The sequence below is a fragment of the Polymorphobacter megasporae genome (assembly GCF_018982885.2).
Taxonomy (GTDB): Bacteria; Pseudomonadota; Alphaproteobacteria; order Sphingomonadales; family Sphingomonadaceae; genus Polymorphobacter_B; species Polymorphobacter_B megasporae.
The window spans coordinates 1,535,946-1,559,595 of sequence record NZ_CP081848.1 but is presented as its reverse complement, the minus strand read 5'-3'; the positions used below and the strand labels follow the sequence as shown (position 1 = coordinate 1,559,595).

Sequence of the window (23,650 nt, the reverse complement as noted above, 5' to 3'; positions counted from 1 at the left end):
GGTAGTACCGCGCGAACGGCGGCACGGATGTCCGGATCGATCGTCGTGGCCCAACTCCCCGGCGGTTCGCCGCCAGTCTAGCGCGAGACCATCAGTCGCGCTCGATGCACATCGCGATGCCCATGCCGCCGCCAATGCACAAGGTCGCAAGGCCCTTCTTGGCGTCGCGCTTGCCCATTTCGTAGAGCAGGGTTGTCAGCACCCGCGCGCCCGAAGCGCCGATCGGGTGGCCGATCGCGATCGCGCCGCCGTTGACGTTGACCTTCGCCGGATCGAGCCCGAGTTCCTGCCCGACCGCGAGCGCCTGCGCGGCGAACGCCTCGTTGGCCTCGATCAGGTCGAGATCGGCGACGGTCCAGCCGGCCTTTTCGAGCGCCTTCTTCGATGCGGTCACCGGGCCGATTCCCATCACGCTCGGGTCGACCCCGGTCGACGCCCAACTCGCGATGCGCCCGAGGACGGTCGAGCCGCGGCGCTTTGCCTCGTCGGCGGTCATCAGCACGAGCGCGGCGGCGCCGTCGTTGATCCCGCTGGCGTTGGCCGCGGTGACGGTGCCGTCCTTCTTGAACGCGCCTTTGAGCCCCGACACGCTCTCGATCGTCGCGCCGTCGCGGATATATTCGTCGGTGTCGACGACGGTGTCGCCCTTGCGGCCCTTGATCGTCACCGGCGCGATCTCATCCTTGAATCGCCCGGCGGCGCGCGCGGCGCTCGCCTTGTTTTGCGAGGCGACGGCGAAGGCGTCCTGCTTCTCGCGCGTCACCTGATACTGCTCGGCTACGTTTTCCGCAGTGATGCCCATGTGATAGCCGTTGAAGGCGTCCCACAGCCCGTCCTTGATCATCGTGTCGACGAGCTCGACCGCGCCCATCTTGGTGCCGGTCCGCAGCGCCTGGGCGTGGGTCGACTGGCTCATGCTCTCCTGACCGCCAGCGATGACGACGACGGCGTCGCCCGCCATGATCGCCTGTGCGCCCAATGCGACCGCGCGCAGGCCGCTGCCGCAGACCTGGTTGACGCCCCATGCCGGGGTTTCCTTGGCGATGCCGGCGTTGATCGCCGCCTGCCGCGCCGGGTTCTGCCCCTGCGCCGCGGTCAACACCTGCCCCATGATGACCTCGTCGACCTCGTCGGCCGCAACGCCCGACTGCGCGAGCGCCGCCATGATCGCCTGCCGCCCGAGTTCATGCGCGGGGACGGTGCCGAACGCGCCCATGAAGCTGCCGACCGGGGTCCGTTTTGCAGCGGTGATGACGATGTCGGTCATGGCTCAGGCTCCCAAGGAATTGTACTTGGCATCTAGGCGCGTTCACCAAGCGATGCCAGTAGGCCTGCGTTGCGGCGCAGCACAGGTTTGTGCTAGTGCAACATATTAACTTTTCTGGGAATCACGATGGATCAAGTGCGCTCCGCCGACCCGGCCAAACAAATCCCGGTCGTGATCAAGAAATACGCCAACCGCCGCCTCTATAATACCGACACCTCGAGCTACATCACCCTCGAGCATCTCGCCGTAATGACCCGGCAGGGGCGCGATTTCCAGGTGTTCGACGCGAAGACCGGCGAGGATATCACGCATAACGTCCTGACGCAGATCGTCATGGACGGCGAAAACGGCGGCCAGACGATGCTGCCGGTGCCGTTCCTCCGCCAGCTCATCGCGATGTACGGCGATTCGATGCAGTCGATGGTGCCGCACTATCTCGAGGCATCGATGGCGGCGTTCGCCAAGAACCAGGCGCAGTTCCGTGACTCGGTTGCAGGCGCGTTCGGCGGTGCGGCATTCAAGCCGTTCGAGACGCTCGCGAAGCAGAACATGGCGATGTTCCAGGCCGCCGCCGACATGCTCACCGGTCGCGCCGCACTGGTCAAGGCCGAGCCGGCGAAGGCGGAAACGGGCGAGCTCGACGCGCTCAAGGCGCAGATGGTGACGCTGCAGGCGCAGCTGGAGAAGTTGAGCAAGGTCTAGGCCGGGCCGTCGGCGGCCGACCGCGCCGCGGCACCGCCGCCGCAGCTACTGAGCGACCTTGTAGCTCTCAAGCTCCGATGTGCGGCTCTCGCTGCGCAAGCCGCCGGAATCATACGTCTCCTCGACGATCTTGACCGCGCGCTTGACCGCGGGGACGTACCAGAACGCCTTGTAGATTCGGCCCGTCGCGTCGCGCGGCTGTTGCCGGTCGATGCGGTTGGCGACGGCAACGCCCTGCGCGTCGCTCCTCGTCGTCGCGACGCCCGTCACCGCCCGCGCCAGCGTCGCCGTCCAATTCCCCGTGGCCTCGATCTTCACGGCGTCGAACGTTCCCGCCGGAACGGTCACGCGCTCGACGCCGACCACCTTGTAGGTCGTTACCCAATGCTCGGTGGTCAGAAGGCGGTTCGGGTTCGACTCGCTATAGTCGACCGTCCACGTCTTGCCCGCCGTCAACGGGAAGTCGAACGGCCGGTTGACGACCTGTTCGTGGCCATCGACGCTGCGGAAGCGCGACCAGTCGCTGCCGACGAGAAGCTCGGTCGGCTGGAGCGGCGAGTCCGAGGCGTGGACTTTCAAGACGATCGCATCGGCCTGCGTCCGCACGACGCTGCTCTCGTCGTGGGTCTCCGAGAAACGGCCCCGCAGTTCGATGCTGTTCTTGTACCGCCAGATATCATCGGCATGAACGGTCGGCCGCGACGCCGGCAGCCCGAGCGCCGGTCCGGACACCGCGCTCGCCTCCAAAAGGCTCAGGACGATCAAGGCTATCGACATCAGACCCGCTCCACCCCGTTCGACAACTGCATAGCCGAGACGCCAATCAACGATTGTACGAAGGCGGACGGACTACGGCTTGACGAACTTGAGCGTCATCCGGTCGCTCTCGCCGATCGCCGCGTACTTCGCCCGGTCCTTGTCGCCGAGCTGATACGTCGGCGGCAGGGTCCAGACGCCGTCGGGATAGTCGGCGGTGTCCCTGGGGTTGGCGTTGACCTCCGACGCGGCGACGAACTTGAACCCGGCGGCTTCGGCGAGGCGCTTGACTGTCGACACCTTCATATAGCCACTCGTCGCCTCGCGGTTGGCGGGCGCATTTTCGGGGAGGCGGTGCTCGACGATGCCGAGGACCCCGCCGTGCTTGAGCGCGGCGTAGAACGCCTTGAACGTCTCGGGCCCATAGCCGCCGGTGACGTAATTGTGGATCTCGCGGAACGTCAGGACCATGTCGGCGCTGCCCGGCTTGGCGATGTCATAATGGTCCTTGCCGAACGTCGTCACCTCGACCTTGCCGTAGTTCGCGGGATCGGCGTCGAGCTTGGCCTTGAACTTCGCCACGCTCTTGGCGCCGTTCTCGGTCCCGCCGAACGCCCCGGCGCCGATGTAGCGGCCATGATCGCGGAGATAAGGCGCGAGGATCTCGGTGTACCAACCGCCCGACGGAGTGATCTCGACGACGGTCATCGCCGGCTTCAACCCGAAGAAATTGAGCGTCTCGACGGGGTGGCGGAACTGGTCGCGCGCCTTGTTCGCCTCCGACCGCTGCGGCCCGGCAAGGATCGCCGCCATGTCGGCGGGAGCGGCCATCGCGGGGGCGACGATCGCGATGGCGGCGAACACGATCGGCAGAAAGCGCATGGAGAATCCTCGGTTGCAGGCTTTGCGCAGCTTAATCGGGTGTGGCGCGCGGAGCTAAGACTTTCGCGCCGCGAGGAACGCCTGGAGCCGCGCCTTGCGGTCGCTCACGCCTTTGCCTCGAACGCCGCCAGCAGGAAGGCGAACTCCTCCGCCGTCTCGCGCAGCGATTCGAAGCGCCCCGACTTGCCGCCATGGCCCGCGCCCATATTGGTCTTGAGCAGCAGCGGGTTGGCGTCGGTCTTGGTCGCCCGCAGCTTCGCCGCCCACTTCGCCGGCTCCCAGTAGGTCACGCGCGGATCGTTCAACCCGGCGGTGATCAGGATCGGCGGGTAATCCTGCGCCGTCACATTGTCGTACGGCGAGTATGCCGCGATCTGGCGATAGACCTCGGCATCCTCGCCCGGATTGCCCCATTCGGGCCACTCGATCGGCGTCAACGGCAGCGAGCCGTCGAGCATCGTCCCCAGCACATCGACGAACGGCACGTCGGCGACGACCGCGCGCCACAGCCCAGGGTCGGTGTTGGCGACGACCCCCATCAGCGTGCCCCCCGCTGACCCGCCCGAGATCGAGATATTGCCCGCCGAAGCGAAACCAGCGGCGATCAACGCGTGCGCGCTCACGACGAAGTCGGTGAAGGTGTTGGTCCGCGCTTCCAGCTTGCCGTCGAGATACCAGCGATAGCCCATGTCGTCGCCGCCACGGACGTGCGCGATGGCGTAAGCGAAGCCGCGGTCCAGCAGGCTCAATCGCGACGCCGAGAATGACGGCGGGATCGCCAGCCCGTAAGCGCCATAGCCGTACAGATGGAGCCGCCCCGACCCGTCGCGGGGGAAGTCGGCGCGATAGACCACCGACACCGGGACGAGCGTCCCGTCGGCGGCGGGGGCCATCAGTCGTTCGGTGCGATACGCGCTCGCGTCGTAACCGCTGGGGACGTCCTGGACCTTGCGGACGATCAGGCGGTCGGCGGCGACGTCGTAATCGTACACCGTCGACGGCGTCACCATCGAGCTGTAGCCGAGGCGGAGCAGCGGCGCGTCGGGCTCGGGGTTCGACCCGATGCCAACGGTGTAGCTCGCCTCGGGAAAGGCGATCTTCGTCTCGCGACCATCGTCGTACCGGAGGAGCACCCCGTCGAGGCCGTCGACGCGCTCCGAGATCGCGAGATACGAGGCAAAGGCGGTCAGTCCACGCAGATAAACGCGGTCGTCGCCAGGGATCAGGTCGGTCCACACACCCGGCGCGGCGAGGGTCGCGGTGGCGATGCGGAAATTGACGTGAGTGTCGTTCGTCCGGACGAACACCGTCGCGTCGCGGACGTCGAGATCGTATTCGCGGCCCGTCTCGCGCGGGCTGACGAGGACTGGCGGCGCGGCGGGGTCGCTCGTCGGGATCAGCCGGACCTCGCTGGTGACATGGTCGGCGGCGGTGATCAGGAAGTGCGAGCGGTCGGTCGAGCGGTCGAGCCCGACGAAGAAGCTCGCATCGGCTTCCTCGTACAGCACTGCGTCGTCCTCGGAGCCTGCGGCCTCGCCGAGCCGGTGGAGCCGGACACGGTACGGCCGCCACGCGTCATTCACCTCGGTCCACGCGAAGCTCGCCGAGTCGGCGGCCCAGACAGCGACCCCGATTGCGGTCGTCGCGACGAGCGTGTCGGCCCCGGTCGACAGGTCGCGGAGGTACAGCTTGAAGCGCTCCGATCCGTCGTCGTCAGCGGTCCACGCGGCGAGCGCGCCGTCGGGCGACACCGAGATCCCGGCGAGGCGGAAATAGTCCTTGCCCGCGGCCTCGACGGGCTCGCTGAGGATGACCGCATCGTCACCCCCGGCGGCGGGGCGGCGCAGCCAGATGCGGTACTGACCGCCGGCGTCGAAGCGCCACCAATAATCGAACGCGCCATCGCGCACCGGCACCCCGGAATCGTCGTCCTTCACCCGCCCCTTGAGCTCGGCGAACAGCGTGTCGACGGTCGCCGCGTGCGGGGCCATCCACGCGTCGAACCAGGTGTTCTCCTCGGCGAGATAGCCGAGCACCGCCGCGTCCTCGACCTTCGGATAGCCGGGGTCGCGCAGCCAGTCGTACGGGTCGTCGCGGACGATGCCGTGATGGGTGGTGGCGTGGGGGATGCGCGCGGCGACGGGGGGCTGGGTCATCCGGCGCATGTAGTGCGGGCGCGGACGCGGGGCCATGGCGGGACGATATAGCGCTGTCCTACACCCCGGTGTGGCGAGTAATGCTCGCGCGTCGGGCAACTGGCGGATCGAGTCGCCACCGGCCGGCGGTTTTCGATTCTTTTCTCATTGTTGGTCGCGATGTTTTTTTGCATTTCCTGCTCCTCCCTCTCTTTCTGGCTCCCCTCCCCTTCAGGGGAGGGGTCGGGGGTGGGGCAGTCGCCACAGACCCTCTACCCAAGCAAGCCCCACCCCCGGGCCACGCCAAGCGGCGCGTCTCTCGCCCCTCCCCTGAAGGGGAGGGGAGGCAGATCGAAGGTCAAAATCCGATGCGAAGTCGATGTCCATTTCCGTGAACTTCGTGTGACCTTTCAACCCCGCCACTACTCCGCCGCCAGCAACTACTCCCGCGAAATCAATGTCGATAACCGTGAACTTCGTGTGACCTTTCAACCCGCCACCAGCGCACCGCCGACAACCACCGCAGCTAACCCCTGCCTTCCGCCCCGCTTTCCCGCGCCGCGCCTTGGGCCTATCATCGACCCGCCACAATCGGACACCAACCTCATGTCGACCCCCGCCGCCCGCCTTGCCGCCCTCCGTGAGCAGCTTGCCGCCGACCGCCTGACCGGCTTCGTCGTCCCGCTGACCGACGAGCATATGAGCGAATATGTCGGGGCCTATGCCCAGCGGCTGGCGTGGCTGACCGGCTTCGGCGGGTCGGCGGGATCGGCGGTTGTGCTCGCCGACAAAGCGGCGATGTTCACCGACGGGCGCTACACGCTTCAGGTCCGCGCGCAGGTCGACGGCGGGCTGTACGACTATGTGGCGGTCCCGGCGACGAGCGCGACCGACTGGCTCGCCGCGAATGCCCGCCCCGGCGACCGCGTCGGCTATGACGCCTGGCTCCACACGCGTGGCTGGGTCGCGGCGACCGGCAAGGCGCTCGGCGAGCATGGCGCAACGCTCGTCGCGGTCCCGGCGAACCCGATCGACGCGGTGTGGACCGACCGCCCCGTCCCGTCGACCGCGCGGCTCGAGGTCCACCCCGACGAGTTCGCCGGAGAGACGTCCGAGTCGAAGCGCGGCCGCATCGCCGCGTGGCTCGATGCGAAGCACGCCGACGCCGTCGTCGTGTCGGCGCTCGACTCGATCGCGTGGCTGTTCAACGTGCGCGGCAAGGACGTCGAGCACACTCCGGTCCCGCTCGCCTTTGCGCTGGTCCACGCCGACGCCTCCGCCGACCTGTTCGTCGACGCCGCCAAGCTGTCGCCCGATGTCCGCGCCCATCTCGGCGAGCACGTCCGCGTCCACGACCGCGGTGCCTTCGCCACTGCGCTTGAAGGCCTCGGCGGGCGCACCGTCGTCGTCGACCCGACATCGGCGGTCGCCGCGATCTTCGCCCACCTCGACGCCGGCGCGGCGACGATCATCGAAGCGCGCGACCCGTGCGTCGTCCCCAAGGCGGTCAAGAACCCGGTCGAGATCGCCGGCAGCAAGGCAGCGCACCTGCGCGATGGCGCGGCGCTGACACGCTTTCTCCACTGGTTCGCCGGAGAGGCCCCCAAGGGCGAGCTCGACGAGATAAGCTCGGCGGCCAAGCTCCGCCAGTTCCGCGACCAGACCAACCAGCTCGAAGACCTCAGTTTCGACACGATCTCTGCCGCCGGGCCGAACGGGGCATTGCCGCACTACCGCGTGTCGGCGGAGAGCAGCCGCCCAATCGAACTCGATTCGCTCTACCTCGTCGACTCGGGCGGGCAGTACCGTGACGGCACCACCGACGTGACGCGCACCCTTGCGGTCGGCACCCCGACGCCCGAGATGCGCGACCGCTTCACCCGCGTCCTCAAGGGCCATATCGCGCTCGCCAGCGCGGTCTTCCCGCACGGCACGCGCGGCAACCAGATTGACGCGCTCGCCCGCCAGTTCCTGTGGTCGGTCGGGCTCGACTACGCCCACGGCACCGGCCACGGCGTCGGCAGCTATCTTGCGGTCCACGAAGGTCCAGCGCGCATCGCCACCGCCGCCGGCGGCTATGGCGCGATGGGCGACGAGGCGCTGCGCCCCGGCATGATCATGTCGAACGAGCCCGGCTACTACAAAGCCGGTGAGTACGGCATCCGCATCGAAAACCTCGTCCTCGTCGAGGAGCGGGCAATCGAGGGGGCCGAAAAGCCGATGCTCGGATTCGAGACGCTGACGCTCGCGCCGCTCGACCGCGCGCTGATCGACATTGCGCTGCTGACCCCCGCCGAGCGCGGCTGGGTCGATGCGTACCACGCGCGCGTTGCCGCAGCGCTCGGGCCGCTGCTCGACGACACCGCCCGGATATGGTTGGATGAAGGCACCCGCCCGTTGGAGACCGCGTGATGAAGAAGCTCGTCCCCCTGCTGATCGCCGCCGGAGTGGGTGCCGTCGCCATCACCGGCTCGCTGACCGGCGCGTTCGCCGCGACCCCCGATGCGCCCCCGGGAATCAATACCGCGTACGACGTCAACATGACGACGATCGACGGCAAGCCGATGCCGTTCAGCCAGTATCGCGGGAAGGTATTGCTGGTCGTCAACACCGCGAGCTTCTGCGGCTTCACCCCGCAATATGAGGCGCTCGAAAAGGCGCAGACGACCTACAAGGACAAGGGCTTCACCGTCATTGGCGTGCCGTCGGGCGACTTCATGGGCCAGGAGTACAAGACCAACGCCGAGATCAAGCAGTTCTGCGAATCGAAGTTCGGGATCAACTTCCCGCTGTCGGAAAAGAGCGTCGTCACCGGCAAGAACGCGACGCCGTTCTTCGCTTGGGCCGCCGCAACCCTCGGCAAGTCCGAAGCCCCGTCGTGGAATTTCCACAAGTATCTCGTTGACCGCAGCGGCAAGATCGTCGCGTCGTTCGGGTCGAAGACCAAGCCTGATTCGCCCGAGGTGACTGCGGCGATCGAAAAGGCGATATCCGCCCCAGCAGGCTAATCGGCGGGCTGCTCGACCGCCTTCTCCTCCCGCTCGCGCGCCTTGCGCCGCGCCAGATTGGCGCGGAGGGCGGCGGCGAGGCGGGCGGCGCGGGCGTCGGCTTGGGTCTGGTCGGCCATGGATAACGCTAACGCCGACGCGCTTTCCTTGACAACCCCGCCGCGCGCCCCGATACGCGCCGCTCCGCGACAGTGCTGTCGTAGCTCAGTGGTAGAGCGCATCCTTGGTAAGGCTGAGGTCGGGAGTTCAATCCTCCCCGACAGCACCAGTCGCGGCATTCGATAAAAGCGTGAATTCCCTCTGCGGGGGCCGGCTCTGCCCGGACTAGGCCGTCGAGCGTCCGCGGATGAAGTGGATGACGATCGAGATCACCGCGAACAGCAGCAGCAGGTGGATCAGACCGCCAGCGATGTGAAACGCGAGGAAGCTGACCAGCCAGACGACAACCAGAACAAGTCCAATACCGATCCACATCGCGAAAATCCTCCAGGCGGCGAGCGAAGGCTCGCACACACGCGGATCGAACGAGGCCGGGAGCGCGATGTTCCACCACCGAACCGAAGCACGCGGGCCCGGCGGGTCGTCGCGCGCTTGCGCCGCCGTCGCCGCTGGCTAGTGTCGATCCAATCAACCGGGGGACCAACGATGTATCGAGTTATTGCTGCCACGATGTTGCTCGCCGCGCCGGCCGGCGCCGAGACGATCGTCATCCATGCGGGCCGAGTCGTCACCGACGCCGCTTTGCCCGCGCGCGGTCCGTCGAGCATTGTCGTCACCGACGGCAGGATCGTGTCGATCGGCGCCGCCGACATGGCGGTCCCGGCGGGCGCGCGGGTCGTCGACCTGTCGACCAAGACGGTGATGCCCGGGCTGATCGACGCGCACGTCCACCTGACGCAGGATTCGGGGCTGCCGTGGTACGCGACGCTGCGCCCCAAATTCTCCGAGCCCTACGCCGCCGCGACCGGGCTCAAGAACGCGCTGATCACCGCCCGCGCGGGCTTTACCACGGTCCGCGACGCCGGCGGGCCGATCCTCGCCAGCCTCGCGATGCGCGACGCGGTCGCCGAGGGATCGTTTCCCGGGCCGCGCATCCTCGTCGCGGGGACGCCGTTATCGATTTCGGGCGGGCACGCCGATGCCGTCGTCGGGCTTGCCCCTGAACTTGCCGAGGCGATCAACGCCGCCGGGCAGAACCCCGGTGTCTGCGACTCACCCGAGGCATGCGCTGTCGACGTCCGCAAGATCGCCGCGAAGGGGGTCGACGTGATCAAGTTCATGGCGACCGGCGGGGTTCTCGACGACGGCGCGATCGGGCTCGAACAGCATTTCAGCGACGCCGAGATGAAGGCGATCGTCACCACCGCGCACGGCGTCGGATTGAAGGCGATGGCGCATGCCCATGGCGCGCGCGGTATCGAGGCGGCGGTCGAGGCCGGTGTCGATTCGATCGAGCACGGCACCTATCTCGACGAGAAAGACGCGAAGCTGATGAAGGCGCGCGGCACCTACATGGTCGCGACGCTGATGGCGTTCGAAGGGTTGAAGCTCCACATCGGCAAGGGCTTCTACACCCCGAACGTCGAGGCGAAGGCGCTCGAGACGCTCAAGATCGTCGGGCGGGGCCTGAGCATCGCCAACAAGTACGGCGTCAACATCGCGCTCGGCACCGACGCCGCGGTCTTCCCGCACGGCCGCAACGCCGAGGAGCTCAACCTGATGGTCACCGAGGGCGGCATGACCCCCAAGGCGGCGCTGATCGCCGCGACGATGGGCGGCGCGCGCTTGCTCGGGGTCGACAAGGTCACCGGCACGCTCGAGCCCGGCAAGTTCGCCGACCTGATCGCGATCGACGGCGACCCGCAGACCGACCCCAAGGCGGTGCTCAGCGTCAGCTATGTCATGACCGAGGGACGCGCGATCCCGATGAAATGACGTCGTGGCAACGGTGCCGGCTACAGGAATCGAACCCGTGACCCCCTGATTACAAATCAGGTGCTCTACCATCTGAGCTAAGCCGGCCTGTGCCCGCTATGCGGCGGCGGCGGCGCGGGTTCAAGCCTCCCCGCGCCGCAGGCGGATTAGGCTTCGCCCGGCGCGGTCGCCTCGATGACGAGAGCGTGGACCTGATCGGGGGCCATCAGGTCGCCGAGCGCGGCGTAGACGGCGCGCTGGCGTTCGACCCGCGACTTGCCGGCGAAGGTCGCGGCCTCGACGCGGACGGTGAAGTGGCTCTCGCCCGCTCCCGAATGCCCGGCGTGGCCGAGATGGTCGTCGCTGTCGTCGATCACCTCGACTTGGCTCGGCGCGAGCCCAGCCACCAGCCGCCGTTCGATTTCTGCTGCGCGTGGTCCCATGTCGCTCTCCCGTTGTCGTTGCGAACGCCTATATCGGCTGATTGCGAACAGGATAACGCAGTTTGACCGAAAGCGGCCCCGATACCCCCCCCCCTGGAACGTCCCGCCCCCGCAGTCCCCGCTTTCACGGCCGCGTCGAGCGCGCCGAGCCGACCCCGTGTGCGCGCCCCGGCTGCCCCAACCCGGCGGAGTTCCGCGCGCCGCGATCGAACCGCGTCGCGGGCGAGATCGGCGGCTGGCAGTGGCTGTGCCTCGACCATGTCCGCGAATTCAACGCCGGGTACAATTTCTTCGACGGCATGTCGCCCGAGGCGATCACCGCCGCGCAGTCGCCGCTCGCCGGGTGGGAGCGCGCCGCACACGATCCGACGGTCCGGTTCAACGACCCGCTCGGCATGGCGCGCGACCGCTACGGCCCCGACGTCTTCGCCGGGCGGCGCGCCAAGTCGGGGCATGTCCTGTCCGACGTCGACATGAAGGCGTTGAAGTCGCTCGATCTCGGCGTCGATGCCTCACCTGCCGACATCCGCCGCGCGTACAAGTCGCTCGTTCGCCAGTATCACCCCGACGCCAATGGCGGCGACCGGACGCATGAGGGAAAGTTGCAGGCGGTGGTTCAAGCCTATACGCACCTCAAGTCCGCCCCCGCCTTCACGCGCCCCCGTTAGGAGCAGCCTTCCCGTGGCAAGTTTGCATTCGTCCGACGTCGTCCTCAGCAACGAAACCGTTCTCGACGCCCCCGACATGGAGGTCGATGCGCGCGAGATGTTCGGCGTCGACGTCGACATGAAGATCCCCGCCTTCTCGGTCGCCGACGAGCGCGTTCCCGACCTCGACCCCGGTTATGTCTTCGATCCCGACACGACGCTCGCGATCCTCGCCGGCTTTGCCTTCAACCGCCGGGTGATGATCCAGGGCTTCCACGGCACCGGCAAGTCGACCCACATCGAGCAGGTCGCGGCGCGGCTCAACTGGCCGTGCGTCCGGATCAACCTCGACAGCCACATCAGCCGCATCGACCTGATCGGCAAGGACGCGATCGTTCTGCGCGAGGGCAAGCAGGTCACCGAATTTCGCGAGGGCCTGCTGCCATGGGCGCTGCAGACTCCGACCGCGCTGGTCTTCGACGAATATGACGCGGGCCGCCCCGACGTCATGTTCGTCATCCAGCGCGTCCTCGAGGTCGAGGGCAAGCTGACCCTGCTCGACCAGAACCGCGTCATCCGCCCGTCGAAGTGGTTCCGCCTGTTCGCCACCGCGAACACCGTCGGCCTCGGCGACACGACCGGGCTGTACCACGGCACGCAGCAGATCAACCAGGGCCAGATGGACCGCTGGTCGATCGTCACTGCGCTCAATTATCTGCCCGCCGCTGCCGAACTCAAGATCGTCGCGCACAAGGCCCCCGGCTTCAACGACAAGCAGATCGCCAACATGATCAAGGTCGCCGACATGACCCGGCAGGGCTTCATGGCGGGCGATATTTCGACGGTGATGTCGCCGCGGACGGTGATCACTTGGGCGCAGAACGCGACGATCTTCAAGAATTTGGGCTTCGCGTTCCGGTTGAGCTTCCTCAACAAGTGCGACGAGGCCGAGCGGTCGATCGTCGCGGAATATTACCAGCGGGTGTTCGGCGAAGAGCTGCCGGAAAGCGTGGCGGTGAAGACGCGGCGGTAGATCCCGCTTCCCTCTCCCCTCGAGGGAGAGGGACGATCGCCCCTTGGCGATCAGGGTGAGGGTGCGGACCTTCAGTTCTGCCACCCTCACCCTCACCCTGGCGCAAGTGCGCCGTCCCTCTCCCTCAAGGGGAGAGGGAAGACGGACCTTCCGGGCGGAGGGAGGACGAAGCCGCAGGCGGTGATTAAGGCTGTCCTACAGCCGCGTGCACGAGGTAGTTTAGGCGCATGACCGTATCTCCCTTTTTGAATCTCGCCACGAAAGTACCGCTTCGGTGCACAGAGATGAGATTCGAGGCGAGCGTGGCGTCAGGTTCGTCAACTTCCAAATCCAACGCAGTGCCGGCCTGGTTCGCTAACCGGTCTGCGGAGCGCGTCTGACCATGCCCCAACCCGAAAATCCCCTCGAAGATTTCCGCGTCGCGCTCGCCGCGACGCTGCGCGCGCTCGGTCAAGAACCCGACTTCGACCTCGCCTACACCGCCGACAAGCCGTCGTGTTATGGCGACCAGGCACGCGTGCCGCAGCCCGGGCGCGCACTCGCCGCCGAGCAGGTCGCCGAGTCGCGCGGCTGGGCCGACAGCTTTGCGCTGCGCAAGCGCCACCACGACGCCAAGACCCACGCCGCCGACCTGCCCGATGCGGGGGTGGCGCGCGACATCGTCAACGCGGTCGAGCAGGCGCGGATCGAGGCGATCGGCGGGGCCGACATGGCGGGCGTCGCGCTCAACCTCGACCGGATGACCGAGGCGCGGATCAAGACCGACCCGATCGTTCGCGCGCGCACCGCCGACGAGGTGCCGCTCGCGACCGCGCTCGGTCTCGTCGTCCGCCAGCGGCTGACCGGGATCAAGCCGCCGCGGCTCGCTGAAGCCGGGATCGCGCTCGTCAGCGCCGATATCGAGGCGAAGGCAGGGGCGCACCTCGACGATCTCGCGGCAAACATCGACGACCAGTCGAAGTTCTCGCTGGTGATGCGGCGAGTGCTCAACGACCTCGGCCTCGGCGAGGATCCCGACGCGACGCCCGAGGAGAGCGACGACACCAGCGAGGACGACGCCGACGACGATTCGCCCGGCGACGAGGGCGACGAGCAGGAGGGCGAGACCGCGGGCCAAGAGTCCTCGGTCGAAACCCGCGCCGAGGAGTCGTCCGACTCGACCGACGAGACCGAGACCCGCGAAGTCGACATGGATACCGAGACGGTCTCCGAGGCCGAGATGGGCGAGGAAGGGCGCGAGGGGACGACGCCGTGGCGGCCGAACGCGCCGCTGTCCGACCTGCCCGCCGGGTTCGACTATCACGCCTTTTCGACCGCGTACGACGAAACGATCGATGCCGAGGACCTGTGCGACGCCGAGGAATTGACCCGGCTGCGCGGCTATCTCGACCAGCAGCTGCTCCACCTGCAGGGGGCGGTGACCAAGCTCGCCAATCGGCTCCAGCGGCGGCTGATGGCGCAGCAGAATCGCGCGTGGGATTTTGACCAGGAGGACGGGCAACTCGACGCCTCGCGGCTGGTGCGAATCGTCACCTCGCCCGGGCACGCGCTGAGTTACAAGATCGAGCGCGACACCAAGTTTCGCGACACCGTCGTCACGCTGCTCATCGACAATAGCGGGTCGATGCGCGGCCGGCCGATCTCGATCGCGGCGATCTGCGCCGATATTCTCGCGCGCACGCTCGAACGTTGTTCGGTCAAGACCGAGATCCTCGGCTTCACGACCCGCGCGTGGAAAGGCGGCCAGTCGCGCGAGAAATGGCTGGCGGAGGGGCGTCCGGCGAAACCCGGGCGGCTGAACGACCTGCGCCACATTATCTACAAGCCCGCCGATGCGCCGTGGCGGCGCGCGCGCAAGAACCTCGGGCTAATGATGCGCGAGGGGCTGCTCAAGGAGAATATCGACGGCGAGGCGCTGCTGTGGGCGCACAACCGGATGCTCGGGCGCTCCGAGGACCGGCGGATCTTGATGGTGATTTCTGACGGAGCGCCGGTCGACGACTCGACGCTGTCGGTCAACACCGGCAACTACCTCGAGCGGCACCTGCGGCAGGTGATTGAGTGGATCGAGACGAAATCGCCGGTCGAGCTCATCGCGGTCGGGATCGGTCACGACGTGACGCGTTATTATCAGCGCGCAGTGACGATCATGGATGCCGAGCAGCTTGGCGGGACGATTATCGAACAGCTGGCGCAGCTGTTCGAAGAAGACGCCGCCGCGTCCCGGGGGGCACGGCGGCGCTAGATTGTTGAGTTAGATCAACGTTTTAGTGCGCGTGATAACGGTCGGCGCAATGCTCGGTGCCTCGCCCGATCACGCTTCCGGCAGCACCACCGGCAGCTGCGCCGAGCAGCGCGCCGCCGACGCCGCCACCGAGGAGGGCCGTACCGGCACCACCGGCGACTGCGCCGATGGCGATACCCTGGTGGCCGGCGTTACGCTTGTCGGTCCGGCACTGGGTGTGGCTGCGCTGGCCGTTGTAATAATGGCGACGCGCTTCGACCGGAGCGGCGGCAAACGCGGCGACGGCGACGGCAATGGTGATCAGGCTACGCATAATCAGTCCTTCTGTTGGCCCCAAAGTCGTTACGCACAAGGGCTGAACGACGGGATTGTTCCGCGCGAACCCAGTTCAGATATGGTTCACGCCGGATCGATCATATCGATCAGGCGTTGTGAAGTGCATGTGAACGGATGATCTCAAGCACCTACCCGCAGTCTTGTGTAAGGAATTTGCCATGAAGCGGTTGATTATCGGAGCATTGCTCGCGACGACTGTCGCAGCATCGGCGGCGGCCCCGGCTGCTGCCTACTGGCACGGCGGCGGCTATTACGGTCGCGGCTATTATGGTTACGGATATGCGCGCCCTTACTATCGGCCGGCATATTACCGCCCTTATTATTATGGTGGGTATTATGCACCGCCAGTCGTTGTCGCGCCGGCTTACGGATACGGCTACGGTTACGCGCCCTACGCCTACGCCCCGGCATACGCCTATCGCGGCTACCCGGCGGCGTATCCGTATCGCGGCTATGCCTATGGCGGCGGCTACGGTGGCGGCTACGGCTATCGTTGCCATTCATCGGGTGGCGGCGCGGTGCTCGGCGCGATTGCCGGTGGCCTGATTGGAAATTCGGTCAGCCGCCGCTACGACCGCGGCATCGCCACGGTTGCTGGGGCCGGCGTTGGTGCAGCGATCGGCGACAGCGTCGAGCGCAACTGCTAGCCCCTCATGGAGCGAGCTCGACCTAGTCGGTCAGCTCGCTCCATACGTCCTTGAGCTTGGCAAAGAAGCCCGACTGGGCGGGGAAGTTACGTCCATCCTCGCCGGCCTCGAGCGCTTGGAATTCCTCCATTAGCTCGCGCTGGCGCTTCGACATCTTGACCGGCGTCTCCACGTCGAGCTGGACGACGAGGTCGCCAAAACCGTTGTTGCGCCCGTTGCTCGACAGCGCCGGCATGCCACGCCCGCGGACACGAAGCTGCTTGCCGCTCTGCGTACCCGCCGGCACCTTGATCGTCGCAGGCTGCTTGTCGAGCCCCGGCACTTCGATCTCGCCGCCGAGCGCTGCCGTGGTGATCGAGATCGGCACCTGGGCGAACAGCGTCGTCCCCTCGCGCTTGAAGATCGCATGCGGCTTGAGCGCGACGAAGATGTAAAGATCGCCCGGCCCTGCCCCGCGCTGACCCGCCTCACCCTCGCCGGCCACGCGGATCCGCGTGCCGTCGTCGACGCCGGCAGGAACCTTGACCTCGAGGTTCTTCTCGCGCTCAACCCGGCCGGCACCGTGACAAGTATCGCACAGGTCGGGGATGATCTGGCCAGCGCCATGGCATGTCGGACAGGTGCGTTCGACCATGAACATGCCCTGCCGCATCCCGACCTTGCCCTGCCCGCGGCACGTCGCGCACGCCTTGACGCTGGTGCCGGGCTTGGCCCCGCTGCCTTCGCAGGTCGTACAGGCAACCGAGACTTCCATGGTGAGGGTCGCGGTCTTGCCGGTGAACGCCTCCTCGAAGCTCATCTCGAGATCGTAGCGCAAGTCCTGCCCGCGCCCCGACGGCTGGCGACCGCGACCGGTGAATTGGCCGAAGATGTCCTCGAAGATGTCGGAGAAGCCGCCGAAGCCTTGTGCCCCCGCACCTGCGCCCTGCGCGCCAGCCCGGCCGTAGCGGTCGTAGGCAGCGCGCTTCTGCGGATCCTTGAGGACGTCGTACGCCTCGCTGATCGCCTTGAAGTGCTGCTCGGCGGCGTGATCGCCCGGGTTTTTGTCCGGATGCCAGCGCACCGCCAGCCGCCGATAAGCCGTCTTGAGCGTGCCGTCGTCGGCGGTCCGCTCGCATTCGAGCAGCTCGTAATAATCGATTTCGGTGGTCATGGTCGCATCGCCCCCCGGTTGCCGCGCGCCCGGAGGCGCGCGGCCCGGTTCTTACTTGTCGTCGACTTCGGAGAATTCAGCGTCGACGACATCGTCGTCCTTCTTCGCCGCTGCCGCGTCGGGCGCCGGAGCTTCGCTCTCAGCCTTGTAGATCTCTTCGCCAAGCTTCATCGCGACGGTCTGCAGCGCGGTAGTCTTCGCGGTCAATGCTTCCGGATCGCCGCCGTCGAGGACTCCCTTCAAATCGGCGATCGCCGATTCGATGCTCGTCTTGACGTCGGGGGTCACCTTGTCACCGTGCTCGGTCATCTGGCGCTCGGTCGAGTGAATCAGGCTGTCGGCCTGGTTCCGCGCCTCGGCAACCGCGCGACGCTTCTTGTCCTCCTCGGCAAAGCGCTCGGCATCCTTGACCATGCCGTCGATGTCGTCCTTCGACAGGCCGCCCGACGGCTGGATGCGGATCTGCTGCTCCTTGCCGGTGCCCTTGTCCTTGGCATTGACGCTAACGAGGCCGTTGGCGTCGATGTCGAAGGTCACTTCGATCTGCGGCAACCCGCGCGGTGCGGGCGGAATTCCGACGAGGTCGAACTGGCCGAGCAGCTTGTTGTCCGCCGCCATCTCGCGCTCGCCCTGGAAGACGCGGATCGTCACGGCCGACTGGTTGTCGTCGGCGGTCGAGTAGGTCTGCGACTTCTTAGTCGGGATCGTCGTGTTACGGTCGATCATCCGGGTAAACACCCCGCCCAACGTCTCGATGCCGAGCGACAGCGGCGTCACGTCGAGCAGCAGGACATCCTTGACGTCACCCTGGAGCACGCCCGCTTGAATCGCCGCACCCATCGCGACCACTTCATCGGGGTTGACGCTGGTGTTGGGCTCCTTGCCGAACAACTGCTTCACGAACTCGCGGACGCGCGGCATGCGGGTCATGCCGCCAACAAGGACGACTTCGTCGATCTCGCTCGTCTTGACGCCGGCTTCGCTGATCGCGTCGAGGCACGGCTTACGGGTGCGCTCGATCAGGTCGATCACGAGGCGCTCGAGGTCGGTGCGGGTAACGGTCTTGACGAGATGCTTCGGCCCGGTCGCATCGGCGGTGATGAAGGGCAGGTTGACCTCGGTCGACGCCGACGACGACAGCTCGATCTTCGCCTTTTCAGCGGCTTCCTTGAGCCGCTGGAGCGCAAGCTTGTCCTTCTTCAGGTCGATACCTTCGGCCTTCTGGAAGTCGGCGGCGAGGAACTCGACGACCTTGGCGTCGAAGTCTTCGCCACCGAGGAAGGTGTCGCCGCTGGTCGACTTGACCTCGAACACGCCGTCGCCGAGCTCGAGGACCGACACGTCGAAGGTGCCACCGCCGAGGTCGTAGACCGCGATCGTCTTGGCACCCTGCTTGTCGAGACCATACGCCAGCGCCGCAGCGGTCGGCTCGTTGATGATGCGGAGGACTTCGAGGCCGGCGATCTTGCCGGCGTCCTTGGTCGCCTGACGCTGGGCGTCGTTGAAGTAAGCCGGGACGGTGATGACGGCCTGGGTAACGGTCTCGCCGAGATAGGCTTCGGCGGTTTCCTTCATCTTCTGGAGGATGAACGCCGAGATCTGCGACGGCGAATAGTCCTCGCCACCGGCGCCGACCCATGCGTCACCGTTCGGGCCCTTGACGATCTTGTACGGAACCAGCGCGGCGTCCTTCTGCGTCAGCGGATCGCTGAAGGTCCGGCCGATCAGCCGCTTGACCGCGAAGATCGTATTCTCGGGGTTCGTCACCGCCTGGCGCTTGGCCGGCTGGCCGACGAGGCGTTCCTTGTCCTTGGTGAAAGCAACCTGCGACGGCGTCGTGCGGGCACCTTCGGCGTTCTCGATGACCTTGGGGGTGCTGCCTTCCATGACGGCAACGCAGCTATTGGTCGTACCCAGGTCGATCCCGATAACTTTGGCCATGTCAGTCCTTCGTATCATGTGTTTGTCGACAATGCCGTGGACCAGCTGCCCTCCGGGAAGCGGCGCCGATCCACTGCGCCCGGCGGATATAGGGAGCCGCAAAATCGCTGCAAGCCGCGAACACCGCGCGATCAAAAGTCGCCGGGGCGCGCCGCCGCATAGACGAGCCGCTTACCACGCTTTAGAGGCGAAGAGTGACTGTGGGAAATCGTACAATGCGGAGGATCATCGGTTGGTCGGCATGCGTTGGCGCGATAGCGCTTCTGATCGTCGCGATGATTACGGGAACTGTTCCGGCTGAAGCGACGGTTACGCCGCGAGTCACGGCGGCCTGGATAAGGCTCCCGGCTGTGCCCGGTCGTCCTGCGGCGGGCTACTTCACCCTCGAGACGAGAGCCGCGCCGATCGAATTGATCGCGGTCGAGTCGCCGCTCGCACGAATCGAGATGCATGGGATGAGCATGGCGGGCGAGGTGATGCGGATGGACAGGCTGCCATCGGTCCGCGTCGCCGCCAACGAGCGGATGCGCTTTGCCCCAGGCGGTCGCCACCTGATGATCTTCAACCTTCCGTCCACCTTCAAGCCCGGCGAAACGGTGCCGCTGATGTTCCGCTTCAACGGAGGCACGATGATCAAGGTCGAGGCGGTCGCCAGCGCCGCCGGGGCCGATGCGATGCCGATGGTGATGCCGATGTCGGGCCATGGCGCGCATTGAGTTTGCCCGCCCGCTGACAACCGGCGAGCGCGCCATTGCCAACCGGGTATTCGGCCACGCGCTCGACCCCGCTCCAATCACATTGCGTCGCGGGAGATGGTTTCCGTTCCAGCCGCGCGGCGTCGTGATGGCCCCCGACGGTCATGTCTGGTTCCATCCCAAGGGCATCGAGTGGCGTGAAGACTTCTCCGTCGCAGGCCTCGCATCGCGAACGCTGCTGGTCCACGAACTGGTCCATGTCTGGCAGCATCAGTCCGGCATCCGGCTCCCGCTGCGCCGCATGCCGTGGGCACGGTACGACTACCTACCCCTGGTGCCGGGAAAGCCATTTGCCCGGTATGGGATCGAGCAGCAGGCCTGTATCGTCGCCGACGCCTATTTCATCGATGAAGGCGCTCGCGTCGCGAACGCTCCATCGCTCGATACTTACGCTGCGCTGATCCCGTTTCCGCGCGTGACGATGGTCAGCACCGGCGGCGGCTTGGCGTCGGGAAGCGGCCGCTCACCGGTAACATCGTAAATCCGCGCATCGACGGTGATCTGCTCCGGGGTGAACTCGGCCTTCAACGCCATCATCGCCGGAGTCGCAAGGTAGGCGTGAAGCGCCGCTTCGTCCTGCCAGCGTTCGACGAGGCTAATGATGCCATCGCTCTCGCTTTCGACCGCGATCGAATAGCTGAGGCAGCCGCTCTCGTGCCACGTCATCTGGCTGAGACGGTCGAGCAACGGCCTCAGCCGCGGGAGCGATGTCGGATCGACCTCGATTCGGGCGACGACGATGATCATGCGGCTGCCCCAGTCTCCGGCGCGACTAAGCGGAGGCGTCGGTGCGCGCCTTGGCGACGCTGACCATCGCCGGGCGGAGCAGCCGGTCCTTGATCGTATAGCCCGCCTGCAATTCGGCGACGATCGCACCCGGCTCGTGATGCTCGCTGTCGACTTCGAGCATCGCCTGATGGCGGTTCGGGTCAAGCTTGGCGCCGTCGGTGACGACGCGGGTGATGCCGTGGCGCGCAAGCACGCTCGTCATCTCGCGCTCGGTGGCCTCGATGCCGGTCTTGACCGCTTCGAAGCCGGGAGCCTCGGCCGGAAGTGCCGATATCGCGCGGCGGAGGTTGTCGGCAACGCCGAGCAAATCGCGGGCGAACCCGGTCATCGCATAGCTCGACGCGTCGACCTTCTCGCGCTCGAGGCGACGGCGGACGTTTTCGGTCTCGGCAGCAGCGCGGAGCAGCCGGTCCTTGAGGCTGGCGATTTCTTCGTCGCGCTCGCGGATGACGTCCTCATGGCTCGGCGCGCCGGTGTCGGCCTCGCTCGCGCCAGTGACAGCATCGTCGGGGGAGATCATCGTTTCGTCGGTCATGCGATCAACCTGCTCAATGTTTTTGCGGTATAGTCCACCATCGGAACGACCCGGGCGTAATTCAAGCGGGTCGGCCCGATCACGCCGACGACGCCGACGACGCGGCCCGCCGAACGGTACGGTGCCGCTATAACGCTCGACCCGGACAACGAAAACAGCTTGTTCTCGGCCCCGATGAAAATCTTGCACGCCTCGCCGCCCGATGCAGAGTCGAGCAGCCGGACGAGTTCTTCCTTGCCCTCGAGGTCGTCGAGCAGCAGCCGGACGCGGTCGAGGTCGTTCGCATCGCCCGCAACGAGGTGCGCGCTGCCGCGGACGATCAGCACCGGACGCGCTGCCCCGTCGGACGACCAGCTCGCCAGCCCCGCCTGAACCAGCGTTTGCGTCAGGACATCGAGCTGCGCGCGGTCGTCGTCGATCTCGGCTCGCAACCGGACGGCCGCCTCGGCGAGCGTCAGCCCATGGAGCCGCGCGTTGATATAGTTCGCCGCCTCGATCAGGGCGGTCGGCGGCAATCCCGGCGGCAGGTCGATCACCCGGTTCTCGACCGAGCCGTCGCCCCCGACGAGAATCGCCAGCGCACGCACCGGCGACAGTGGGACGAAGCTGACCTGACGGACGTACATCTCGTGACGCGGGACGAGGACGATGCCCGCGCATGCGCTGAGGCCCGAAAGCACGGAAGTGGTGCGCCCGAGGATGTCCTCCATCGACGCCGTCCCCGCGACCTGGCTCTCGATCGCGCCGCGCTCGGCGTCGGTCGGCGCGGTCGTCTGCATCATGCCGTCGACGAACAGCCGCAGACCGAGTTCGGTCGGCAGCCGCCCCGCCGACGAATGCGGCGACGCGAGCAGCCCGAGTTCCTCGAGGTCCTGCATGACGTTGCGGATCGACGCCGGCGACAGGCCGAGCATCGTCAGCTTCGACAGCGTCCGCGACCCGACCGGGCTGCCGTGTTCGATGTACGACTCGACGATTTGGCGGAAGACCTCGCGCGCGCGGTCGTTAAGCTCGGTGATCGGCGGCGACTGCATTGCCGCAATGTAGGGCGGCACGGGGTTCCGCTCAACCGTCCGAGCGGCTAAGCGTCCGCGTTCACAGTGTAAGGACCGACCATGCGCCCTTCAGGCCGCGCCCCCGACGCGATGCGCCGCGTCGAGCTGATTCCCGGCTTCAACGCCCACGCCGAGGGGTCGTGCCTCGTCAAGTTCGGCGACACCCACGTCCTCGTCACCGCCTCGGTCGAGGAGCGCCTGCCGCCGTGGTTGCGCGGCAAGGGCGAGGGCTGGGTCACCGCCGAATACGGCATGCTGCCGCGCGCGACGCACACCCGCGGCCAGCGTGAAGCGGCGAAGGGCAAGCAGTCGGGGCGAACGCAGGAGATCCAGCGGCTGATCGGGCGGTCCTTGCGCGCCGTGACCGACCTGAAGCTGCTCGGCGAGCGCCAGATCACGCTCGACTGCGACGTCCTCCAGGCCGACGGCGGGACGCGCACCGCGTCGATCTCGGGCGCATGGGTCGCGCTCCGGCTGGCGATCGACGGGATCATGAAGAAGAACGCGCTGACGATCGACCCGCTGACGAGCCAGGTCGCGGCGGTCAGCTGCGGCGTCCACGACGGCAACGTCGTCCTCGACCTCGACTATATCGAGGACTCGGGCGCCGGGACCGACGGCAATTTCGTCCTCACCTCGACCGGCGGACTCGTCGAGGTTCAGGCGACCGCGGAGGGCGCGACTTACGACGAGGAAGCACTGCTCCGAATGCTCCGCCTCGCACGCATCGGCTGCAACGAGATCTTCGCCGCGCAGCTGGTCGCGACGGGGCGCTGATCGTGGACGGCCAGCATCACGACGGGCAGCAGGTCATCGGGCGACGGCTCGAGCCGGGGCAGCTGGTGCTGGCAACGCATAACCCGGGGAAGGTCCGCGAGATCGCGGCGCTGCTCGGCCCGTTCGGGATGGACGTCGTCGCGGCGGGCGATCTCGGCCTGCCCGAGCCCGAGGAGACTGGCCTGACCTTCGCTGCCAATGCCGAGTTGAAGGCGCTCGCGGCGGCGACCGCGAGCGGCCTGCCCGCGCTCGCCGACGATTCGGGGCTGTGCGTCGACGTGCTCGACGGCGCGCCGGGGATCTATTCGGCGCGTTGGGCCGGGGAGGCCAAGGACTTCACCGCAGCGATGGCGCGGGTCCACGAAGAGATGGCGGGCGGCCCCGACAGTGCGCACTTCGTCTGTGCGCTGACGCTGGCGTGGCCCGACGGGCATTTCGAGACGTACGAGGGCCGGGTGTACGGCACGCTGGTCTGGCCGCCGCGCGGCGGCCTCGGCTTCGGCTACGACGCGATGTTCGTCGCCGAAGGGATGACCGAGACCTTCGGCGAGATCGATCCGGCAGTAAAGCATGCGATGAGCCACCGCGCCAAGGCGTTCGCGCAACTCGTTGCGGCGTGTTTCTAAGCAA

At 66.9% G+C, this 23,650-nt stretch carries 25 protein-coding genes and 2 tRNA genes; 13 read left to right on the top strand and 14 right to left on the bottom strand.

Annotation, left to right across the window (positions count from 1 at the left end; genetic code table 11):
- Positions 1-91: 91 nt before the first annotated feature.
- A complete protein-coding gene (locus KTC28_RS07365) occupies positions 92-1,267 on the bottom strand; it encodes an acetyl-CoA C-acetyltransferase (protein WP_216708303.1) in 1,176 nt (391 codons plus the stop codon).
- 126 nt (positions 1,268-1,393) lie between these two features.
- Here KTC28_RS07365 and phaR point away from each other — a divergent pair, with 126 nt between their 5' ends.
- Positions 1,394-1,969, top strand: coding sequence for a polyhydroxyalkanoate synthesis repressor PhaR (gene phaR / locus KTC28_RS07360; protein ID WP_216708302.1), 576 nt, complete (start codon positions 1,394-1,396; stop codon positions 1,967-1,969).
- Positions 1,970-2,014: 45 nt separating this feature from the next.
- On the opposite strand, the gene KTC28_RS07355 is transcribed toward phaR, so the two are convergent.
- From KTC28_RS07355 to KTC28_RS07345, 3 genes are all read right to left on the bottom strand, one after another.
- Complete coding sequence (locus KTC28_RS07355) at positions 2,015-2,746, bottom strand: hypothetical protein (RefSeq protein WP_216708301.1); 732 nt, start codon at positions 2,744-2,746, stop codon at positions 2,015-2,017.
- A gap of 72 nt (positions 2,747-2,818) precedes the next feature.
- On the bottom strand, positions 2,819-3,607 hold the full coding sequence (locus KTC28_RS07350; RefSeq protein ID WP_216708300.1) for a class I SAM-dependent methyltransferase: 789 nt from the start codon (positions 3,605-3,607) through the stop codon (positions 2,819-2,821).
- 104 nt (positions 3,608-3,711) lie between these two features.
- Positions 3,712-5,799, bottom strand: coding sequence for a S9 family peptidase (locus tag KTC28_RS07345; RefSeq protein WP_255602352.1), 2,088 nt, complete (start codon positions 5,797-5,799; stop codon positions 3,712-3,714).
- A gap of 549 nt (positions 5,800-6,348) precedes the next feature.
- Here KTC28_RS07345 and KTC28_RS07340 point away from each other — a divergent pair.
- Both KTC28_RS07340 and KTC28_RS07335 read left to right on the top strand, forming a co-directional pair.
- The gene (locus KTC28_RS07340) at positions 6,349-8,154 is read left to right on the top strand and encodes an aminopeptidase P family protein (protein ID WP_216708299.1); all 1,806 of its coding nucleotides are present in this window, start codon (positions 6,349-6,351) and stop codon (positions 8,152-8,154) included.
- Positions 8,154-8,750, top strand: coding sequence for a glutathione peroxidase (locus KTC28_RS07335; protein WP_216708298.1), 597 nt, complete (start codon positions 8,154-8,156; stop codon positions 8,748-8,750). The genes KTC28_RS07340 and KTC28_RS07335 overlap by 1 nt, the downstream gene beginning before the upstream one ends.
- On the opposite strand, the gene KTC28_RS22720 is transcribed toward KTC28_RS07335, so the two are convergent.
- Positions 8,747-8,869 (bottom strand): hypothetical protein, encoded by a 123-nt coding sequence (locus KTC28_RS22720; protein ID WP_255602351.1) that lies wholly within the window; start codon positions 8,867-8,869, stop codon positions 8,747-8,749. The two genes, KTC28_RS07335 and KTC28_RS22720, sit on opposite strands and share 4 nt — an antisense overlap.
- Positions 8,870-8,943: 74 nt before the next feature.
- Here KTC28_RS22720 and KTC28_RS07330 point away from each other — a divergent pair.
- Positions 8,944-9,018, top strand: a tRNA-Thr gene (locus KTC28_RS07330).
- A gap of 56 nt (positions 9,019-9,074) precedes the next feature.
- On the opposite strand, the gene KTC28_RS07325 is transcribed toward KTC28_RS07330, so the two are convergent.
- Entirely contained in the window at positions 9,075-9,224 is a 150-nt protein-coding gene (locus KTC28_RS07325; protein ID WP_216708297.1) for a lmo0937 family membrane protein, read from the bottom strand.
- Between the two features lie 171 nt (positions 9,225-9,395).
- Between KTC28_RS07325 and KTC28_RS07320 the strand changes: the two genes are divergently transcribed.
- On the top strand, positions 9,396-10,685 hold the full coding sequence (locus KTC28_RS07320) for a metal-dependent hydrolase family protein (RefSeq protein ID WP_216708296.1): 1,290 nt from the start codon (positions 9,396-9,398) through the stop codon (positions 10,683-10,685).
- A 14-nt stretch (positions 10,686-10,699) separates the two neighbouring features.
- On the opposite strand, the gene KTC28_RS07315 is transcribed toward KTC28_RS07320, so the two are convergent.
- Positions 10,700-10,772: transfer RNA gene (locus tag KTC28_RS07315), tRNA-Thr, on the bottom strand.
- Between the two features lie 59 nt (positions 10,773-10,831).
- The gene (locus tag KTC28_RS07310) at positions 10,832-11,107 is read right to left on the bottom strand and encodes a BolA family protein (protein WP_216708295.1); all 276 of its coding nucleotides are present in this window, start codon (positions 11,105-11,107) and stop codon (positions 10,832-10,834) included.
- A gap of 62 nt (positions 11,108-11,169) precedes the next feature.
- Between KTC28_RS07310 and KTC28_RS07305 the strand changes: the two genes are divergently transcribed.
- The 3 genes from KTC28_RS07305 to cobT all read left to right on the top strand — a co-directional run bounded on the left by KTC28_RS07305 (position 11,170) and on the right by cobT (position 15,032).
- Positions 11,170-11,775: a DnaJ domain-containing protein gene (locus tag KTC28_RS07305; RefSeq protein WP_216708294.1), complete on the top strand. Its 606-nt coding sequence runs from the start codon at positions 11,170-11,172 to the stop codon at positions 11,773-11,775.
- Between the two features lie 76 nt (positions 11,776-11,851).
- Positions 11,852-12,787 carry a cobaltochelatase subunit CobS gene (gene cobS / locus KTC28_RS07300; protein ID WP_255602428.1) on the top strand — a complete coding sequence of 312 codons (936 nt, stop codon included), beginning with the start codon at positions 11,852-11,854 and terminating at the stop codon, positions 12,785-12,787.
- 382 nt (positions 12,788-13,169) lie between these two features.
- Complete coding sequence (gene cobT, locus KTC28_RS07295) at positions 13,170-15,032, top strand: cobaltochelatase subunit CobT (protein ID WP_216708292.1); 1,863 nt, start codon at positions 13,170-13,172, stop codon at positions 15,030-15,032.
- 22 nt (positions 15,033-15,054) lie between these two features.
- On the opposite strand, the gene KTC28_RS07290 is transcribed toward cobT, so the two are convergent.
- The gene (locus KTC28_RS07290) at positions 15,055-15,345 is read right to left on the bottom strand and encodes a hypothetical protein (RefSeq protein ID WP_216708291.1); all 291 of its coding nucleotides are present in this window, start codon (positions 15,343-15,345) and stop codon (positions 15,055-15,057) included.
- Positions 15,346-15,526: 181 nt separating this feature from the next.
- Here KTC28_RS07290 and KTC28_RS07285 point away from each other — a divergent pair, with 181 nt between their 5' ends.
- On the top strand, positions 15,527-16,015 hold the full coding sequence (locus tag KTC28_RS07285; protein ID WP_216708290.1) for a glycine zipper 2TM domain-containing protein: 489 nt from the start codon (positions 15,527-15,529) through the stop codon (positions 16,013-16,015).
- A gap of 22 nt (positions 16,016-16,037) precedes the next feature.
- Here the strand turns inward: KTC28_RS07285 and dnaJ are convergent, their stop codons facing one another.
- Both dnaJ and dnaK read right to left on the bottom strand, forming a co-directional pair.
- A complete protein-coding gene (gene dnaJ / locus KTC28_RS07280) occupies positions 16,038-17,168 on the bottom strand; it encodes a molecular chaperone DnaJ (RefSeq protein ID WP_216708289.1) in 1,131 nt (376 codons plus the stop codon).
- A gap of 51 nt (positions 17,169-17,219) precedes the next feature.
- The gene (dnaK, locus tag KTC28_RS07275; RefSeq protein ID WP_216708288.1) at positions 17,220-19,109 is read right to left on the bottom strand and encodes a molecular chaperone DnaK; all 1,890 of its coding nucleotides are present in this window, start codon (positions 19,107-19,109) and stop codon (positions 17,220-17,222) included.
- Positions 19,110-19,459: 350 nt separating this feature from the next.
- On the opposite strand from dnaK, the gene KTC28_RS07270 reads away from it, so the two are divergent.
- Both KTC28_RS07270 and KTC28_RS07265 read left to right on the top strand, forming a co-directional pair.
- A complete protein-coding gene (locus tag KTC28_RS07270) occupies positions 19,460-19,825 on the top strand; it encodes a copper chaperone PCu(A)C (RefSeq protein ID WP_216708287.1) in 366 nt (121 codons plus the stop codon).
- The gene (locus KTC28_RS07265) at positions 19,812-20,345 is read left to right on the top strand and encodes a vgr related protein (protein ID WP_255602350.1); all 534 of its coding nucleotides are present in this window, start codon (positions 19,812-19,814) and stop codon (positions 20,343-20,345) included. Before KTC28_RS07270 ends, KTC28_RS07265 begins: the two co-directional genes overlap by 14 nt.
- Here KTC28_RS07265 and KTC28_RS07260 read toward each other — a convergent pair.
- Genes KTC28_RS07260 through hrcA form a run of 3 tightly spaced genes read right to left on the bottom strand, consistent with a single transcriptional unit; the run spans position 20,252 to position 22,222 of the window.
- Positions 20,252-20,611: a putative quinol monooxygenase gene (locus KTC28_RS07260; protein ID WP_216708286.1), complete on the bottom strand. Its 360-nt coding sequence runs from the start codon at positions 20,609-20,611 to the stop codon at positions 20,252-20,254. The genes KTC28_RS07265 and KTC28_RS07260 overlap by 94 nt on opposite strands.
- A gap of 25 nt (positions 20,612-20,636) precedes the next feature.
- Positions 20,637-21,188, bottom strand: coding sequence for a nucleotide exchange factor GrpE (gene grpE, locus KTC28_RS07255; RefSeq protein WP_216708285.1), 552 nt, complete (start codon positions 21,186-21,188; stop codon positions 20,637-20,639).
- Entirely contained in the window at positions 21,185-22,222 is a 1,038-nt protein-coding gene (hrcA, locus tag KTC28_RS07250) for a heat-inducible transcriptional repressor HrcA (protein WP_216708848.1), read from the bottom strand. Before hrcA ends, grpE begins: the two co-directional genes overlap by 4 nt.
- Positions 22,223-22,303: 81 nt before the next feature.
- Between hrcA and rph the strand changes: the two genes are divergently transcribed.
- Complete coding sequence (gene rph, locus KTC28_RS07245) at positions 22,304-23,020, top strand: ribonuclease PH (protein ID WP_216708284.1); 717 nt, start codon at positions 22,304-22,306, stop codon at positions 23,018-23,020.
- Between the two features lie 2 nt (positions 23,021-23,022).
- Positions 23,023-23,646, top strand: a complete 624-nt coding sequence (gene rdgB / locus KTC28_RS07240) for an RdgB/HAM1 family non-canonical purine NTP pyrophosphatase (RefSeq protein ID WP_216708283.1) — start codon at positions 23,023-23,025, stop codon at positions 23,644-23,646.
- Positions 23,647-23,650 lie beyond the last annotated feature (4 nt).